The sequence below is a fragment of the Streptomyces sp. NPDC096048 genome, from assembly GCF_044763415.1.
Taxonomy (GTDB): Bacteria; Actinomycetota; Actinomycetes; order Streptomycetales; family Streptomycetaceae; genus Streptomyces.
This window is the reverse complement of sequence record NZ_JBIWGG010000012.1, coordinates 176127-193764: the sequence shown is the minus strand read 5'-3', so window position 1 is coordinate 193764 and position 17638 is coordinate 176127. Positions and strand designations below refer to the sequence as shown.

The window sequence follows — 17638 nt, the reverse complement described above, 5'->3', positions numbered from 1 at the left end:
CGACGCGGCGGTTCTCCTTGTCATACACCGCACGCGCCCTCCGAGTTCCCGATCGCCGAATCCCGAACCCGGCCATCGCGCGCGCGTCACTCCCACGACCCCTGCGCCGCGGGCAGCTCACGCACCTCCGCCAGATCCCGCTCGGTCAGCCGCAGCCGTGCCGCCCCGGCGTTCTCGGTCACCCAGCGTTCCTGCTTGGTGCCGGGCACCGGCACCACGTGCCTGCCCTGCGCCAGCACCCAGGCCAGCGCCACCTGCGCCGGTGTGACCCCGTCGCCGTGCCGGGCCGCGATCCGGCGCAGGCCGGCCACGATCGGCTGGTTGGCCGCCATCATCTCGGCGGTGAAGCGGGGGTGCCGGGCGCGCAGGTCCTCCGGCTCGAAGCCCTGCCCGGGGGTCAGCGTGCCGGTCAGGAAGCCGTTGCCGAGCGGCATCGCGGCGAGGAAACCGACGCCGCGCGTCACGCACCACGGCAGCAGCGTCCGCAGCGCCTCCGGCGACCACACCGACAGCTCGGCCTCGACCGCGCTCACGGGGAAGACCTGCTGCACCCGCTCCAGCTGCCGGATCGTCGCGTCGTGCAACCGGGCCCCCGGACGCCGGGCCGACCGCGCGCCGACCGCGCAGAGTCCGAGGGCCCGTACCTTGCCGGCCCGGACCAGCTCCGCCATCGCGCCCCAGGTCTCCTCGACGGGTATCTCGGGATCGGCACGGTGCAGTTGGTAGAGGTCGATGACGTCCGTCTGCAGCCGGCGCAGTGAGGCGTCGCAGGCACGCCTCACATAGCCGGGGCGGCCGTTGGCCACGATGTGCTGATCACCCACCAGCAGGCCGACCTTGGTCGACACGAAGGCGTCGGACCGCCGCTCCTTCAGCACCCGTCCCAGCAGCAGCTCGTTGGTGAACGGGCCGTACATGTCCGCCGTGTCCAGCAGGGAGACACCCAGGTCGAGGGCCCGGTGCACCGCCCTGACCGACTCTTCCCCCCGCTGCCGCGACGCGCTGTACGCCCAGTTCATCGGCATGCACCCCAGTCCGACGGCCCCCACCGCGAGCGCCGTCGCGCCGATCGTCCTGCGCTCCACCTGGTCGTGACCCTCCCTCGTCAGGCCACCCAACCTAACCTCTGCCCTCCGCGCCCCTGACATAGCCTCCTGACCATGACTCCTGACGTGTGGCTGCCCATCCCGCCGGACGAGATCGAGGGCCTCCCCGAGGGCCCCGCCTACCGCTACTGGAACGGCGAGGAGGCCTTCCCGGCCGACCCCGCCGACTGCGCGTTCTACGTCGTCCCCTACATGAAGCCCAGCGGCATCGGCATCCGTCCGCTGCCCGGTATGCGCTCCGTCCAGGTCGTCCAGACCCTCTCCGCCGGCATCGACCACGTGGAGCCGGGGCTGAAGCACCTGCCCGCGGGCGTACGGCTGTGCAACGCCCGCGGAGTGCACGAGGCCAGCACCGCCGAGCTCACCCTGGCCCTGATCCTGGCGTCGCTGCGCGGCATCCCCGACTTCGTCCGGGCGCAGGACCGGGGCGAATGGCTCGGCGGGTTCCGGCCGGCGCTCGCCGACCGGAAGGTGCTCGTCGTCGGGTACGGCTCGATCGGCGCCGCGATCGAGGACCGGCTCGTGCCCTTCGAGGTCGCGCCGGTGGTGCGCGTCGCGCGCTCCGCCCGCACCACGGCGCGCGGTCCGGTGCATCCGCTCACCGAACTCCCCGCCCTGCTCCCGGAGGCGGACGTCGTCGTCATCTCCACGCCGCTCACCGAGGCCACCCGCGGCCTGGTCGACGCGGACTTCCTGACCCGGATGAAGGACGGCGCCCTGCTCGTCAACGTCGCACGCGGCCCCGTCGTCGACACGAAGGCGTTGCTCGCCGAACTGGAGAGCGGGCGCCTCACCGCCGCCCTCGACGTGACCGACCCAGAACCGCTGCCGCCGGGCCACCCTCTGTGGCATGCTCCCGGCATAGTCATCAGCCCGCACGCCGGCGGGCCGACCTCCGCCTTTCTGCCGCGCGCCAAGCGGCTGCTGGCGGACCAGTTGAGCCGTTTCGTGAACCAGGAACCGTTGCGCAACGTGATCCTGACGACGGGCGCGTAATCCGTTTCGGGTACCCTCCGCGACTCCCCGGATGCGGCGGGTACGCGCATATCCGCTGGTCGTCACGGAGCGTAGAGAACCTATGTCCCTGAGTGACGAGACTGGTGTATCGTCCGACAGGGGATGCGCCGCGCACGGTTCGGCGCCGGGGATGGACATCTCAGACTGTGAGGGGGGCGACGGGCGATGCACGGCCTATGGACGAACGACCCGACGCGGCGAAGCCGCCGCCGGCGACCCTGGCGCACGACCACGACCGCGCGCAGACGGGGCCGGCACGACGGCCGCCACGGTCGGTGCGGCCCTCACCGGCTCCGGCGGAGCGGCAGCGAGGGGCAGGCCCGGCCGCCGCACCGGGGCCCGTGGGACACGGGGGCGGCGCGGACCGGGAGGTCCCGGTGAGTCCGCCGCCCCCCGCGCCGACTCTGGACGGAGCGCTGCGGACGCAGTCCCCGCCCCGACCGCTGCTGCCCCGGCCGTCGGCCGCCGCCGGTGGACCGACCTTCGTCCGTCAGCTCGTGCTGGCCCTGATCTGCGCGGGATACGCCGTCGGTTCCGCGCTCGGCTGGGGTTCGGACCACGTCGCCAAGATCATGGGCGACTTCGGGCTGAGCGCCGCGGCGGGCGCCGCCGCCGTCTCCTGCGTGCTCTACGCCCGTGGCCCCCGCGTCCGGTTCCGACCGGCCTGGCTGCTGTTCGCCCTCTCCTCGGCGATGGCGGCCCTGGGCAATCTGGTCTGGGGGTGGTACGAGGTCGTCCTGCGGCAGCCGGTGCCCAGTCCCAGCTACGCGGACCTGTTCTTCCTGTGCTTCGCGCCGCCCGCCATCGTGGGGCTGCTGGTGCTGGCCAAGCGGCCGGTGACGAAGGCCGGCTGGATCTGCCTGGGCCTGGACGCCTGGCTGATCGGCGGTTCGCTGCTGACCCTGGCGTGGAGTCTGGCGCTCGCCCAGGCGGCGAAGGCAGAGGGCGGTTCCAGCGTGGCGCACTCGGCGCTCTCGGTGGCCTACCCGCTGCTCGACATCGCTCTCGTCAGCATGGTGCTCGCCCTGCACTTCCGGCGGTCGCCCGTCTGCCGGTCCGCGGTCAACACCGCCATCGGCGCGCTCGCCCTGACGGTGGTCTGCGACGCCCTGTTCACCTCGCCGCTGCTGCACCACAGCTACCGCTCCGGCCAGTTGCTCGACGCGGGGTGGTTCGCCGGCTCACTGCTGCTCGCGTACGCCCCCTGGGCCGCGGCCCGGCGCGGGCGGCCGTCGGACGAGGAGGGGCCCGGCGGGCACACGCGCGTGGTGCGCGAGCACCTGCCCGGGCAGCGCGGCACCACTCACCGGCCCGCACCCACGCCGGTGCCCGCGCCCGCAGGTGAGCGCGGCCGCTATCCGGCCTCCCGGCCCATCGCCGGGTCGCTGGCCGCGCTCACGCCGTACCTCGCCGCCGCGGTCTGCACCCTGGGCATCCTCTACAACGTGCTCAACGGCCGCAGCGTCGACCGCGTGGTGCTGCTGACCGGCGGCACCGTGGTCCTCGCGCTGGTCGTGCGACAGGGCATCATGCTGCTCGACAACATCACCCTCACCCAGGAACTGGCCCAGAAGGAGAACCACTTCCGCTCCCTGGTGCAGGGCTCCAGCGACGTCATCATGATCGCCGCGCCCAACGGCATCCTCCGCTACGTCTCCCCGGCCGCCGCCGGGGTCTACGGAAGCCCCGCCGAGGAACTCGTCGGCAGCGAACTGGCCGGTCTCATCCACCCGGAGGACCTCGGCTGCGTGGTGCACGAGGTGCGCCGGTTCCTCGCCGCGAGCCCGGCGGAGGAACCGACCACGCGCATCGAGTGCCGCTTCCGGTCCGGGGACGGCGGCTGGCTCAACGTCGAGTCCACCGTCAACCGCCACCACGGCGGCCTCATCTTCAACAGCCGGGACGTGACCGAGAGAGTGCGCCTCCAGGCGCAGCTCCAGCACAACGCCGAACACGACCCGCTGACCGACCTGCCCAACCGCGCCCTGTTCACCCGGCGCGTCCAGCAGGCCCTGTCCGGCCGCCGCGCCTCCGACCGCGGCGCCGCCCTGCGCGGCACGGCGGTGCTCTTCATCGACCTCGACGGCTTCAAGGCCGTCAACGACACCATCGGGCACCAGGCCGGCGACGCGTTGCTCGTGCAGGCCGCCCGCCGACTCCACGAGGCCGTCCGCAAGGGGGACACCGCCTCCCGGCTGGGCGGCGACGAGTTCGCGGCCCTGATCGTCGGGGACGGCGCCCGGGACCGGGCCGCCCGCGAGGGTCACATCCTGGAACTCGCCGACCGTCTCAGGATGACGCTCTCGCAGCCCTACCTCATCGACGGCAACGATGTCCGGGTCAACGCCTCCATCGGGGTGGCCTTCGCCGAGCCGGGCCTCGGTGCGGGCGAGCTGCTGCGCAACGCCGACCTCGCGATGTACCGCGCCAAGGCAGGCGGCAAGGGACGCGTCGAGCTGTACAGACCGCAGATGCAGCAGGACGTCGTACGCAAGGCCGAGCTGGCCACCCGCCTGCGGGCCGCGCTGCACGACGGCGAGTTCGCGCTGCTGCACCAGCCGGTGGTCTCCCTGACGGACGGCCGGATCACGTCGGTCTGCGCCCAGCCGCGCTGGCGCTCCTCGCAGGGGGTGCTGTTCACCCCCGCCGAGTTCCTGCGCGTGACCGAGGACGGCGACAAGACCGCCGAACTGGACCGCTGGGTGCTCCAGGAGGCCGTAGAGCAGGCCGCCGAACGCGCGGCGGCCGGACTGTCGGCGGCCGTGGCCATACGCATCGGCGCCCGTCGGCTGCTGGACCGCTCCATGCCGCTGGGATCGGTGGAGGCCCTGCTGACCCGGCACGGACTGCCACCCGGCTCACTTGTGATCGAGCTGTCGGACATCGACCCACGGGTCGGCCTGGACGAGCTGGACCGCCGGCTGAACGCCCTGCGAAGGGTCGGCGTCCGCATCGCCCTGGACGGCTTCGGCAACGGCTACGCGGCGATCACCGCGCTCCGGCGCCTCCCCGTGGACGTCCTCAAGCTCGACCGCGGCCTGATCGAGGGCATCGTGGAGTCCGCGCGGCTGCACAAGATCACCAGTGGTCTGCTGCGCATCGCCACCGACCTCGGGCTGAAGTCCGTGGCCGACGGGGTGGACCTGCCCGAGCAGATCGTCGCCCTGCGCGCGATGGGCTGTACGCATGGGCAGGGCACGGCGTTCTCCGGGCCGCTGGACGAGTACCGGCTGCGCAGAGCGCTCAAAACCGGCCACTTCCCGGTACCGCACGGACCGGCCGAACCGGCCTTCGCGGGCGGCGGCGCGGGGGTGTACTCCAAAGGCGTCGGCACCGGGGGCGGTCCAACAGTGGGTACGGGGGTCGGCACCGGTGTCGGCACGGGTGTCGGCAGCGCCGCCACCGGCCAGGTCGCCGGTGGTGTCGGCTCCGGGCTGCCGGCCGTCCTGAGTGGTGGCACGGCCCTGCGCTCACATAATGAGACTCCCGTCCCACCCACTTGACAGTGGGTGCGTGCCGGGGGGAGGGTCAGTGCCATGCGCACCCGAATTCTCGTACTTGGAAAGCGCGTCGGCTGAGCTGGTGATGTCCGGGCCGATCCGGACTCCCAGCGACCCACACCCGGCGCGCTCCCCTCGCTTGCCTTATGGCACGAGGGGTTTTTTGTTGCACCAGCACCGCTGAGCAACAGCCACGCACCGCCCGAAACCTCGCAAAAACCTCAGCATCAAACCCTCAGCATCGAGAAGAGAATGCCGATGACCGAGCAGGCCACCGGGGCCCATCACCCGCAGCCCCGGCCCCGATCCGGAGGACAGTCCGCCCCCGAGCACGTCACGGGTGCGCAGGCCCTCATCCGCTCCCTCGAGGAGGTCGGCGCCGACACGGTATTCGGCATTCCCGGCGGGTGCATCCTTCCGGCGTACGACCCGCTGATGGACTCGGCCAAGGTGCGTCACGTCCTGGTCCGCCACGAGCAGGGCGCCGGCCACGCGGCCGAGGGCTACGCGCAGGCCACCGGGAAGGTGGGGGTCTGCATGGCGACCTCGGGACCCGGCGCCACCAACCTGGTCACGCCGCTCGCCGACGCGCACATGGACTCCGTGCCGATGGTCGCGATCACCGGCCAGGTCGCCTCCAAGGCGATCGGCACGGACGCCTTCCAGGAGGCCGACATCGTCGGCATCAGCATGCCGATCACCAAGCACAACTTCCTGGTCACCAAGGCCGACGACATCCCCCGGGTGATCGCGCAGGCGTTCCACATCGCCTCCACCGGCCGCCCGGGCCCGGTCCTGGTCGACATCGCCAAGGACGCGCTCCAGGCGAAGACGACGTTCTCCTGGCCGCCCGTCATGGACCTGCCCGGCTACCGCCCGGTCACCAAGCCGCACGCCAAGCAGATCCGCGAGGCCGCCAAGCTCCTCACCGCCGCGAAGCGCCCCGTGCTCTACGTCGGCGGCGGCGTCCTCAAGGCGCGGGCCACCGCCGAGCTGAAGGTCCTCGCCGAACTCACCGGAGCGCCCGTCACCACCACCCTGATGGCGCTCGGCGCGTTCCCCGACAGCCACCCGCTGCACGTGGGAATGCCGGGCATGCACGGTGCGGTCACCGCCGTCACCGCGCTGCAGAAGGCCGACCTGATCGTCGCCCTCGGAGCCCGCTTCGACGACCGCGTCACCGGCAAGCTGGACAGCTTCGCCCCGTACGCCAAGATCGTCCACGCCGACATCGACCCGGCCGAGATCGGCAAGAACCGCGCCACCGACGTGCCGATCGTCGGCGACGCCCGGGAGGTCATCGCCGACCTCGTGCAGGCCGTCCAGAAGGAGCACAGCGAGGGCAACACCGGCGACTACAGCGCCTGGTGGAAGGACCTCAGCCGCTGGCGCGACACCTACCCCCTCGGCTACGACCAGCCCGAGGACGGTTCGCTCTCCCCGCAGCAGGTCATCGAGCGCATCGGGCAGCTCGCGCCCGAGGGCACGATCTTCGCGGCGGGCGTCGGCCAGCACCAGATGTGGGCCGCGCACTTCGTGAAGTACGAGCAGCCCGCCACCTGGCTGAACTCCGGCGGCGCCGGAACCATGGGCTACGCCGTCCCGGCCGCCATGGGCGCCAAGGCCGGCGCGCCCGAGCAGACCGTCTGGGCGATCGACGGCGACGGCTGCTTCCAGATGACCAACCAGGAACTCGCCACCTGCGCCCTGAACAACATCCCGATCAAGGTCGCCGTCATCAACAACGGCGCCCTCGGGATGGTCCGCCAGTGGCAGACCCTGTTCTACAACCAGCGGTACTCCAACACGGTGCTGCACTCCGGCCCCGAGGACGTCAACCCGGACGCCCGCGGCACCCGGGTCCCCGACTTCGTGAAGCTGTCGGAGGCCATGGGCTGCTACGCCATCCGCTGCGAGGACCCCGCCGACCTCGACAAGGTCATCGAGGAGGCCAACTCCATCAACGACCGGCCCGTCGTCGTCGACTTCATCGTCCACGAGGACGCGATGGTCTGGCCGATGGTCGCCGCCGGCACCTCCAACGACGAGATCATGGCCGCCCGGGACGTCCGCCCCGACTTCGGCGACAACGAAGACGACTGAGCGAGAGAGACCCAGAGATCATGTCCAAGCACACGCTCTCCGTCCTGGTGGAGAACACGCCCGGCATCCTCGCCCGGATCGCCGCCCTGTTCTCCCGCCGCGGCTTCAACATCGACTCGCTCGCCGTCGGCGTCACCGAGCACCCCGACATCTCCCGCATCACCATCGTGGTGAGCGTCGAGGAGTTCCCGCTGGAGCAGGTCACCAAGCAGCTCAACAAGCTGGTCAACGTGCTCAAGATCGTCGAGCTGGAGCCCACCCAGGCCGTCCAGCGCGAGCTCGTTCTGGTGAAGGTGCGCGCCGACAACGAGACGCGCTCCCAGATCGTCGAGATCGTCCAGTTGTTCCGCGCCAAGACCGTCGACGTCTCCCCGGAGGCCGTCACCATCGAGGCCACCGGCAGCAGCGACAAGCTGTCCGCCATGCTCAAGATGCTGGAACCGTTCGGCATCAAGGAACTCGTCCAGTCCGGCACCATCGCCATCGGCCGCGGCGCCCGTTCGATCACGGACCGCTCGCTGCGCGCACTCGACCGGTCCGCATAACGACGGAAACGGGCGGCCGCGGACACCACCGGCCGCCCGCATTCCGAGACCCCGAAACTTCCCTTCCCCTCACCGGCATACGGTGGGACGCAACACCTGCACACAAGGAGAGAACCCAGTGGCCGAGCTGTTCTACGACGCCGACGCCGACCTGTCCATCATCCAGGGCCGCAAGGTCGCGGTCATCGGGTACGGCAGCCAGGGCCACGCCCACGCGCTGTCGCTCCGTGACTCGGGTGTCGACGTGCGCGTCGGTCTGCACGAGGGCTCCAAGTCCAAGGCCAAGGCCGAGGAACAGGGCCTGCGCGTGGTGAGCCCCTCCGAGGCCGCCGCCGAGGCCGACGTCATCATGATCCTCGTCCCGGACCCCATCCAGGCCCAGGTCTACGAGGAGCACATCAAGGACAACCTGAAGGACGGCGACGCCCTGTTCTTCGGTCACGGCCTGAACATCCGCTACGGCTTCATCAAGCCGCCGGCCGGCGTGGACGTCTGCATGGTCGCCCCGAAGGGCCCGGGCCACCTGGTGCGCCGTCAGTACGAGGAAGGCCGCGGCGTTCCCTGCATCGCCGCCGTCGAGCAGGACGCCACGGGCAGCGGCTTCGAGCTGGCCCTGTCGTACGCGAAGGGCATCGGCGGCACCCGCGCCGGCGTCATCAAGACGACCTTCACCGAGGAGACCGAGACCGACCTCTTCGGCGAGCAGGCCGTCCTGTGCGGTGGCACCGCCGCGCTGGTCAAGGCGGGCTTCGAGACCCTGACCGAGGCCGGTTACCAGCCGGAGATCGCCTACTTCGAGTGCCTGCACGAGCTGAAGCTGATCGTGGACCTCATGTACGAGGGCGGCCTGGAGAAGATGCGCTGGTCGATCTCCGAGACCGCCGAGTGGGGCGACTACGTCACCGGCCCGCGGATCATCACCGACGCCACCAAGGCCGAGATGAAGAAGGTCCTCGCCGAGATCCAGGACGGCACGTTCGCCAAGAACTGGATGGACGAGTACCACGGCGGTCTGAAGAAGTACAACGAGTACAAGCAGCAGGACTCCGAGCACCTGCTGGAGACCACCGGCAAGGAGCTGCGCAAGCTCATGAGCTGGGTCGACGAGGAGGCGTAAGCCTTTCGCCCCCGCGACGGTGCCGTGCGCCGCACGCGCCGTCGCGGGGCTCGGCGCCGGATCCCGCTCCTCGATCACCGGAGGGGCCGGATCCTTGTTGGCCGTCCTGTACAGCCACTTCCGGGTGATCCTTCCGCGGAGGCGCAGGACGACCCCCGTCACGCCACTAGACTGCTGAACAACAAACGCGTCAGGCCCACAGCGTCGTGCGTCTTCCACGCGGCTAGCAAACCTCCACCGCATGCGGCCGTCGGGACGGCCGTCCGCATTGGACTTGTGAGGACTCACGTGAGCTCGAAACCTGTCGTACTCATCGCTGAAGAGCTGTCGCCCGCGACCGTGGACGCGCTTGGCCCCGACTTCGAGATCCGCCAGTGCAACGGCGCGGACCGGGGCGAACTGCTCCCCGCCATCGCCGACGTGGACGCGATCCTGGTGCGCTCCGCGACCAAGGTCGACGCCGAGGCCATCGCCGCCGCGAAGAAGCTGAAGGTCGTCGCCCGCGCCGGTGTCGGCCTGGACAACGTCGACGTCTCCGCCGCCACCAAGGCCGGCGTGATGGTGGTCAACGCCCCGACCTCCAACATCGTGACCGCCGCCGAACTGGCCTGCGGCCTGATCGTCGCCACCGCCCGCAACATCCCGCAGGCCAACACCGCGCTCAAGAACGGCGAGTGGAAGCGCAGCAAGTACACCGGCGTCGAGCTGGCCGAGAAGACCCTCGGCGTGGTGGGCCTCGGCCGCATCGGCGCCCTCGTCGCCCAGCGCATGTCGGCCTTCGGCATGAAGGTCGTCGCCTACGACCCCTACGTGCAGCCCGCGCGGGCCGCGCAGATGGGCGTCAAGGTGCTGTCCCTCGACGAGCTGCTCGAGGTCTCCGACTTCATCACCGTCCACCTGCCCAAGACCCCCGAGACCCTCGGCCTGATCGGCGACGAGGCGCTGCGCAAGGTCAAGCCGAGCGTCCGCATCGTCAACGCCGCGCGCGGCGGCATCGTCGACGAGGAGGCGCTGTACTCGGCGCTCAAGGAGGGCCGCGTCGCGGGCGCCGGTCTCGACGTGTACGCCAAGGAGCCCTGCACCGACTCGCCGCTGTTCGAGTTCGACCAGGTCGTCGCCACCCCGCACCTCGGCGCCTCCACCGACGAGGCCCAGGAGAAGGCCGGCATCGCCGTCGCCAAGTCGGTCCGCCTCGCCCTCGCCGGTGAGCTGGTCCCCGACGCGGTCAACGTCCAGGGCGGCGTCATCGCCGAGGACGTCAAGCCGGGCCTGCCGCTCGCCGAGCGCCTCGGCCGCATCTTCACCGCGCTCGCCGGTGAGGTCGCCGTCCGCCTCGACGTCGAGGTCTACGGCGAGATCACCCAGCACGACGTGAAGGTGCTGGAGCTGAGTGCCCTCAAGGGCGTCTTCGAGGACGTCGTCGACGAGACCGTCTCCTACGTCAACGCCCCGCTGTTCGCCCAGGAGCGCGGCGTCGAGGTCCGGCTGACCACCAGCTCGGAGTCCCCGGAGCACCGCAACGTCGTCACCGTGCGCGGCACCCTCTCGGACGGCGAGGAGGTGTCGGTCTCCGGCACGCTGGCCGGCCCGAAGCACCTCCAGAAGATCGTCGCCGTCGGCGAGTACGACGTCGACCTCGCCCTCGCCGACCACATGGTCGTCCTGCGCTACGAGGACCGTCCGGGCGTCGTCGGCACCGTCGGGCGCGTCATCGGCGAGGCCGGCATCAACATCGCCGGCATGCAGGTCGCCCGTGCGACGGTCGGCGGCGAGGCGCTGGCCGTGCTGACCGTCGACGACACGGTGCCCTCCGGGGTGCTGGCCGAGGTCTCGGCGGAGATCGGCGCGACGTCGGCCCGTTCGGTGAACCTGGTCTGACGTGACCCGGGGGCTTCGCCCCCGGACCCCCGTTCGCCCTGAACGGGCTCGTCCTCAAACGCCGGACGGGCTGGGATGTCCAGCCTGTCCGGCGTTCTCCGTGGGCGCGTCCTCCCGCACCCGGACGCGCCGCAGTCCGGCCGCCGCCAGTCCGGCCGCCACGACCAGCAGCAGCGCCGCGGCGATCGCGGCGCCCCGCATTCCGTCGGTGAACGCCTCCCGTGCCGCCGTCGCCAGGGCGTCCCCCGCGCGCCCCGGCAGTTCGGCGGCGACGGCCAGCGCGCCGCCCAGCGTCTCCTGGGCCGGAGCGGGCGCGTTCGACGGCATGCCGTGGCGGTAGAGGGCCGTACCGATGGAGCCGAGGGCGGCCATGCCCAGGGCGCCGCCGAACTCGGTGCCGGTCTCCAGCAGGGACGAGGCCGCCCCCGCCTTCTCGACCGGGGCCGAGCTCAGGGCCAGATCGGTGAGCTGGGACAGCACGATGACGATGCCGGCGGCCAGGACACCGCACGCGGCCAGCACCAGCCAGAGCGAGTCCGTGCCGGCCAGGGCCAGCAGCCCGTAGCCGGCCGCCGCGACGAGAAAGCCGCCCGTCACCACGTACGCGCGCTCGACGCCCCGCTGGACCAGCTGGGCGGCGACCGGTGCGGCGGCGCCGATGAGCACCGACGGCAGCAGGCTCCACAGCGCGGCCTCCAGCGCGCTCTTGCCCAGGACCGACTGCAGGTACTGGGTGGTGAAGTACGCCGAGCCCATCATCCCGAAGGCCGACAGGGTGTTGAGGACGAGCGCCGGGGTGAAGCCGTGCCCGCGGAAGAGCGCCGGGGAGATCATCGGCGCGGCCGAGGTGCGCTGGCGCTGCACGAACAGCGCGGCGAACAGCAGGCCGACGGTGATCGACATGACGTACCGGACGTTCCAGCCCTCGGCGGCCAGTTCCTTCAGCCCGTAGATCACCGGCAGGACCGCCGCCAGCGACAACGGGACGCTCAGCAGGTCGAAGCGGCCGGGGGAGGGGTTCCTCGACTCGGGGAGCAGCGCCGGGCCGAGGACCAGCAGCAGGGCCATGGCGGGCAGGTTGACCAGGAAGACCGAGCCCCACCAGAAGTGCTCGACGAGAACACCGCTCATCACGGAGCCGAACGCGATCCCGGCCGTCATCACCCCGGACCACAGCCCGATCGCCTTCGCCCGCTGGGCGGGGTCGGTGAACATCGTGCGGACCAGCGCCATCGTGGTCGGCATCAGCGTCGCGCCGCCGATGCCGAGGACCGCGCGGGCCGCGATCAGGGTCTCGGCGCTGTGCGCGTAGGCCGCGAGCAGTGAGGCGGCCCCGAAGGCCGCCGCACCGATGAGGAGCAGCTTGCGGCGGCCGATGCGGTCGCCCAGCGAGCCCATCGTCATCAGCAGGCCGGCCAGTACGAAGCCGTAGATGTCGAAGATCCACAACTGCTGGGTGCCGCTCGGCTCCAGATCCGCGCTGATCTCCGGGACCGCGAAGTAGAGGACGGAGACGTCCATCGAGACCAGGAGGAGCGGAAGCATCAGCACGGTCAGCGCGGTCCACTCACGGCGGCCGGCGCGGGGCGGGTTCGTTGTCATGACGGCGACTGTACGCACGTCTTATACGAGTGTCTAGTACGATCGTATGGGACGAGTGTATGAATCGGGGGGTAGGGTGGTCCGATGGGACACCGTGAGGATCTGCTGGAAGGCGCCAAGCGCTGCCTGCTGGAGAAGGGCTTCGCGCGCACCACCGCGCGGGACGTCGTCAAGGAGTCGGGGACCAACCTGGCGTCCATCGGCTACCACTACGGCTCGAAGGACGCGTTGCTCGCGCAGGCCTACGTCTCGCTGGTCGAGGGGATGGGGGACGCCTTCGAGGGGGACCGGGCCGCGCTGGACGAGACCGCACCCGGCTCGACCGAGCGGTTCCAGGTGGTGTGGACCAACATCATCCAGACCATGCGGGAGCCGGGGTCGATCTGGCACCTCAGCATGGAGATCCTGGTCATGGGCGACCGGATGCCCGAGGTGCGCGACCATCTGGCGCGGGCCCAGCGGGAGGCCGGGCGCGGCCTCATCCCCTCGCTCATGGGCGGACGGGAGGAGGACGTCTCCGACGAGGCGGCGGACACTCTCGGGACGTTCTACGTGACCCTGATGACGGGTCTCATCGCGCAGTGGACCTTCGATCCCCAGACCGCCCCCGAGGCGGCCCAGCTCACCGAGGGTCTGCGCCGGGTGATCGAGGCCGCTACAGGCGGTGCGCCTTGAGCGCCATGTGGAGCAGCAGCCGGTCCTCGCCGTCGTCCAGGTCCAGGCCCGTGAGCTGTTCGACGCGGGAGAGGCGGTAGTACAGCGTCTGTCGGTGGATGCCCAGCTCGGCGGCGGTGCGGCCGGCCTGGCCCGCGCAGTCGAGGTAGACCTCGGCGGTGCGGGTCAGTTCGCGGTGGGCGGGGGAGAGCAGTACCCGTACGGCGGGGTCGTGGGCGGACCGCGGGGGCAGCGCGGTCAGCAGGCGGAACGGCCCGATGGACGTCCACTCGGCGACCGGGCCGAACCGGGTCTCGGCGCGCGCCGCCCGGGCCGCCGCCGACGCCTCCGCCCAGGCCGCCCCCAGCTCCGCCAGTCCGGTGCGCGGCGCGGAGATCCCGGCCGCCGTGGCGCCCCCGGCCCCGCTCGTGCCCCGCGTCCGCTCCAGCAGCCGCCCCGCGGCCGACGTCGCGGGGGTCAGTACGTCCGCCGAGCGCAGCCGGACCAGCAACGCCAGCGACTGGCCCGCCGACCCCCACGGCACCGTGCACAGCGCCGTCGCCCCCGGCACCGTGCGGACCGAGGGCGCGTCGTCGGGGTCGGCCGACGGCCAGGGGGCGACGCAGACCACCGCGTGCGGGGTCGCCGCGCGGGAGCCGAGGGCGGTGCGCAGTTCCGCCACGGCCATGTCCCGCTGCCAGTCGCGCTCGGCGGTCAGCACGGCCCGCAGCTCCCGGCTCAGGTCCGCGCCGTGCTGCGCCTCGTCCGCGAGCAGCGCGCCGATCCGGGCGGTGACCTCCATGGCCGCGGCCAGCTGCCGATCGGTCGGGCCGGGGTCGGTGTCCAGCAGCCACACGTAGCCGAGGACGACACCCCGGTGGCGTACCGGCAGGCACGTGCGCCCCCGGTACACCCCCGCCTCCGGGGTCGGTGGAATGCGGACCGGGCCGGTCGCGCGGGTGATGCCGAAGCCCTCGAACCAGGCCCGGACGGCCGCGGTGGAGCGCCGGGTCAGGATCGAGCGGGTGCGCACCGGGTCGAGGGCGGACGGATCGAGGTCGCCCTCGCTGTCGTAGGCGCCGAAGGCGATCAGCTCGAAGTCGCGGTTCTCCAGGGTCGCGGGTGCGCCCAGCAGCTCGGAGATCTCGTCGACCAGCTCCTGGTAGTCATCCTTGGAATCCGACATCACCCGGGCATTCTGCCGCATTTGCGCGCGCCCTTCATACATCTGTCTGAGATCCGCGGCGCGGATGCGTGACAGCTGTCGATGGCCGACGATCGGGTGGATCCTTAGATTTCACGGTGGTTCTCCGTGCCGTCCCCCGTTCGTCGGGCGGCGGCCTCGTGTTGGTCGGTAAGTGGAGGTGCCCCGTGCTGGGTCCCGTGATTCTCGCCGCGTCGCGCAGCGACCGGATGCGTCGGCTGGTCTCGGCCGCGCCCGTGACCAAGCCGGTCGTCGACCGGTTCATCCCCGGCGAGACGGTCGACGAGGTGCTGCCGATCATCCAGGGCCTCACCGACCAGGGCCTGGAGTTGACGATGGACGTCGTCGGCGAGGACATCACCAACCCCGCGCAGGCCGAGGCCGCCCGCGACGCCTACCTGGAGCTGGTCGACCGGCTCAAGCCGCTCGACCTCGGCGCCCGCGCCGAGATGTCGGTCAAGCTGTCCATGTTCGGCCAGGCTCTGGACGGCGGCCACGAGCTGGCCCTGAAGAACGTCCGCCCGGTCGTCGAGGCCGCCGCCGAGATCGGCACCACGGTCACCCTCGACGCCGAGGACCACACCACCCTCGACTCGATGTTCGCCATCCACGAGGAGCTGCGGAAGGACGTCCCGCAGACCGGCTGCGTCATCCAGGCCTACCTCTTCCGCACCGAGGCCGACGCGCGCCGGCTCGCCGACAACGGCAGTCGCGTACGGTTGGTGAAGGGCGCCTACAAGGAGCCCGCCGAGGTCGCGTACCAGCAGCGCCACGAGATCGACAAGGCGTACGTGCGCATCCTGCGGACGCTGATGGAGGGCGAGGGCTACCCGATGATCGGGTCCCACGACCCGCGTCTGATCTCCATCGCGCAGGAGCTGGCCCGGACCGCCGGGCGAAAGCTCGACGAGTACGAGTTCCAGATGCTGTACGGCATCCGCGGCGACGAGCACCTGCGGCTGGCCGCCGAGGGCCACCGCATGCGCGTCTACACCGCCTACGGCACCGACTGGTACGGCTACTTCATGCGCCGTCTGGCGGAGAAGCCGGCCAACCTCCGGTTCTTCGCCCGCTCGATGGTCAGCAAGGGCTGAGCCCGCCCGCTCGCAAGACCGCTCAGTTAAAGGAGTTACGGAACCCATGGACGCTGTGACCCAGGTCCCCACCCCCGTCAACGAGCCGGTGCACGGCTACGCCCCCGGCTCGCCCGAGCGCGCCCGTCTGGAGGCCAAGCTCAAGGAGCTGGCCGACAACCCGATCGACCTGCCCTGCACCATCGGCGGCGTGAAGCGGATGGGCGGCGGCGAGCGCTTCGACGTCGTGCAGCCGCACAACCACAAGGCGCGCCTGGGCACGTACGCGAACGCCACCCAGCAGGACGCCCAGGACGCGATCGACGCCGCCCTGGCCGCCGCCCCGGCCTGGCGCGCGATGTCCTTCGACGACCGCGCGGCGATCATCCTGCGCGCCGCCGAGCTGCTGTCCGGCCCGTGGCGCGAGACCATCGCCGCCTCCACGATGCTCGGCCAGTCCAAGACGGCCCAGCAGGCCGAGATCGACAGCCCCTGCGAGCTGATCGACTTCTGGCGGTTCAACGTCCACTACGCCCGCAACATCCTGGCCGAGCAGCCCCCGGCCAACTCCCAGGGCGTGTGGAACCGCATGGACCACCGCCCGCTGGAGGGCTTCGTCTACGCGATCACGCCGTTCAACTTCAGCGCGATCGCGGCCAACCTGCCCACCGCCCCGGCCCTGATGGGCAACGTGGTGGTCTGGAAGCCGTCCCCGACCCAGACGCACGCCGCCGTGCTGCTGATGCGGCTCCTGGAGGAGGCCGGGCTGCCCAAGGGTGTCATCAACCTGGTCACCGGCGACGGCATCGCGGTCTCCGAGGTCGCCCTGGAGCACCGGGACCTCGCCGGCATCCACTTCACCGGCTCGACTCCGACCTTCCAGCACCTGTGGAAGACGGTCGGCAACAACATCGAGAAGTACCGCACGTACCCGCGCCTGGTCGGCGAGACCGGCGGCAAGGACTTCCTGGTCGCCCACCCGAGCGCCGACCGCGCCGTGCTGAAGACCGCCCTGACCCGCGGCGCCTTCGAGTACCAGGGCCAGAAGTGCAGCGCCACCTCCCGCGCGTACATCCCGGCGTCCATCTGGAACGACGGCTTCAAGGAGGAGTTCGCCGCCGAGGTCGACTACCTCACCATGGGTGACGTCACCGACCTGTCGAACTTCATGGGCGCCGTCATCGACGAGCGGTCCTTCGCCAAGAACAAGGCCGCCATCGACCGCGCCAAGGCGGACGACACCTGCACGATCGTCGCGGGCGGCACCTACGACGACTCGGTCGGCTACTTCGTCCGTCCGACGGTCGTCGAGTGCTCCGACCCGGAGAACGAGGTGTTCCGCACCGAGTACTTCGGCCCGTTCCTCGCCGTCCACGTCTACGAGGACGACAAGTACGACGAGATGCTGACCCAGATGGAGTCGGTGTCCGACTACGCCCTCACGGGCTCGGTCGTCTCCAACGACCGCGCGGCGGCGGCGTACACGATGGAGAAGCTGCGCTACGCGGCCGGCAACTTCTACATCAACGACAAGTCGACCGGCGCCGTGGTCGGCCAGCAGCCCTTCGGCGGCGGCCGTGCCTCCGGCACCAACGACAAGGCCGGCGCTCCGCAGAACCTGATGCGCTGGACGCTGACCCGCGCCATCAAGGAGACGCTGGTCGCGCCGACCGACTACGCGTACCCGCACATGGGCTGACGCCCTGTGGAACAACGCCCGACGGGCCAGGTCACCCGACCTGGCCCGTCGGGCGTTTTCGCAGGTCGGGACCGGGTGGCCGAGGGCACCGTCTCAGATAGTAGGAAGTCCGAGTAATTGTGGAGACAGACGCTCCGTAC

12 protein-coding genes are annotated in these 17638 nt (G+C 71.1%); 9 read left to right on the top strand and 3 right to left on the bottom strand.

Translation table 11 applies throughout. From position 1 onward, the window contains the following. Positions 1–86: 86 nt before the first annotated feature. Positions 87–1085 (bottom strand): aldo/keto reductase, encoded by a 999-nt coding sequence (locus ACIQ6R_RS30815; RefSeq protein ID WP_404183312.1) that lies wholly within the window; start codon positions 1083–1085, stop codon positions 87–89. A 75-nt stretch (positions 1086–1160) separates the two neighbouring features. Between ACIQ6R_RS30815 and ACIQ6R_RS30810 the strand changes: the two genes are divergently transcribed. The 6 genes from ACIQ6R_RS30810 (at position 1161) to serA (ending at position 11266) form a co-directional block, all read left to right on the top strand. After that, positions 1161–2102 (top strand): 2-hydroxyacid dehydrogenase, encoded by a 942-nt coding sequence (locus ACIQ6R_RS30810; protein ID WP_404224851.1) that lies wholly within the window; start codon positions 1161–1163, stop codon positions 2100–2102. A 398-nt stretch (positions 2103–2500) separates the two neighbouring features. Beyond that, positions 2501–5626 carry a putative bifunctional diguanylate cyclase/phosphodiesterase gene (locus ACIQ6R_RS30805; protein ID WP_404224850.1) on the top strand — a complete coding sequence of 1042 codons (3126 nt, stop codon included), beginning with the start codon at positions 2501–2503 and terminating at the stop codon, positions 5624–5626. Positions 5627–5875: 249 nt separating this feature from the next. Then, entirely contained in the window at positions 5876–7726 is a 1851-nt protein-coding gene (locus ACIQ6R_RS30800; protein WP_404224848.1) for an acetolactate synthase large subunit, read from the top strand. A gap of 20 nt (positions 7727–7746) precedes the next feature. Next, a complete protein-coding gene (gene ilvN / locus ACIQ6R_RS30795; RefSeq protein ID WP_404183300.1) occupies positions 7747–8271 on the top strand; it encodes an acetolactate synthase small subunit in 525 nt (174 codons plus the stop codon). 118 nt (positions 8272–8389) lie between these two features. Continuing rightward, positions 8390–9388, top strand: coding sequence for a ketol-acid reductoisomerase (gene ilvC / locus ACIQ6R_RS30790; RefSeq protein WP_121749335.1), 999 nt, complete (start codon positions 8390–8392; stop codon positions 9386–9388). A gap of 288 nt (positions 9389–9676) precedes the next feature. After that, positions 9677–11266, top strand: a complete 1590-nt coding sequence (gene serA, locus ACIQ6R_RS30785) for a phosphoglycerate dehydrogenase (protein ID WP_404183296.1) — start codon at positions 9677–9679, stop codon at positions 11264–11266. 54 nt (positions 11267–11320) lie between these two features. Here serA and ACIQ6R_RS30780 read toward each other — a convergent pair whose 3' ends face one another. Then, positions 11321–12868: an MFS transporter gene (locus tag ACIQ6R_RS30780; protein ID WP_404224847.1), complete on the bottom strand. Its 1548-nt coding sequence runs from the start codon at positions 12866–12868 to the stop codon at positions 11321–11323. Between the two features lie 84 nt (positions 12869–12952). On the opposite strand from ACIQ6R_RS30780, the gene ACIQ6R_RS30775 reads away from it, so the two are divergent. Next, on the top strand, positions 12953–13543 hold the full coding sequence (locus tag ACIQ6R_RS30775; protein WP_404224846.1) for a TetR/AcrR family transcriptional regulator: 591 nt from the start codon (positions 12953–12955) through the stop codon (positions 13541–13543). Here ACIQ6R_RS30775 and ACIQ6R_RS30770 read toward each other — a convergent pair. Next, positions 13524–14729 (bottom strand): PucR family transcriptional regulator, encoded by a 1206-nt coding sequence (locus ACIQ6R_RS30770; protein WP_404183288.1) that lies wholly within the window; start codon positions 14727–14729, stop codon positions 13524–13526. The genes ACIQ6R_RS30775 and ACIQ6R_RS30770 overlap by 20 nt on opposite strands. Before the next feature lie 164 nt (positions 14730–14893). Here ACIQ6R_RS30770 and ACIQ6R_RS30765 point away from each other — a divergent pair, with 164 nt between their 5' ends. Then, positions 14894–15820: a proline dehydrogenase family protein gene (locus tag ACIQ6R_RS30765; protein ID WP_404183285.1), complete on the top strand. Its 927-nt coding sequence runs from the start codon at positions 14894–14896 to the stop codon at positions 15818–15820. A gap of 46 nt (positions 15821–15866) precedes the next feature. Continuing rightward, complete coding sequence (gene pruA, locus ACIQ6R_RS30760) at positions 15867–17498, top strand: L-glutamate gamma-semialdehyde dehydrogenase (protein ID WP_404183283.1); 1632 nt, start codon at positions 15867–15869, stop codon at positions 17496–17498. The last annotated feature ends 140 nt before the right edge of the window (positions 17499–17638 follow it).

Excerpts from the sequence above, each read along its gene's own strand:
- ACIQ6R_RS30810 (WP_404224851.1), top strand. The coding sequence starts at position 1,161 with ATGACTCCTGACGTGTGGCTGCCCATCCCGCCGGACGAGATCGAGGGC.
- ACIQ6R_RS30800 (WP_404224848.1), top strand. The coding sequence starts at position 5,876 with ATGCCGATGACCGAGCAGGCCACCGGGGCCCATCACCCGCAGCCCCGG.
- ilvN (WP_404183300.1), top strand. The coding sequence starts at position 7,747 with ATGTCCAAGCACACGCTCTCCGTCCTGGTGGAGAACACGCCCGGCATC.
- ACIQ6R_RS30780 (WP_404224847.1), bottom strand. The coding sequence starts at position 12,868 with ATGACAACGAACCCGCCCCGCGCCGGCCGCCGTGAGTGGACCGCGCTG.
- ACIQ6R_RS30775 (WP_404224846.1), top strand. The coding sequence starts at position 12,953 with ATGGGACACCGTGAGGATCTGCTGGAAGGCGCCAAGCGCTGCCTGCTG.
- ACIQ6R_RS30770 (WP_404183288.1), bottom strand. The coding sequence starts at position 14,729 with ATGCGGCAGAATGCCCGGGTGATGTCGGATTCCAAGGATGACTACCAG.
- pruA (WP_404183283.1), top strand. The coding sequence starts at position 15,867 with ATGGACGCTGTGACCCAGGTCCCCACCCCCGTCAACGAGCCGGTGCAC.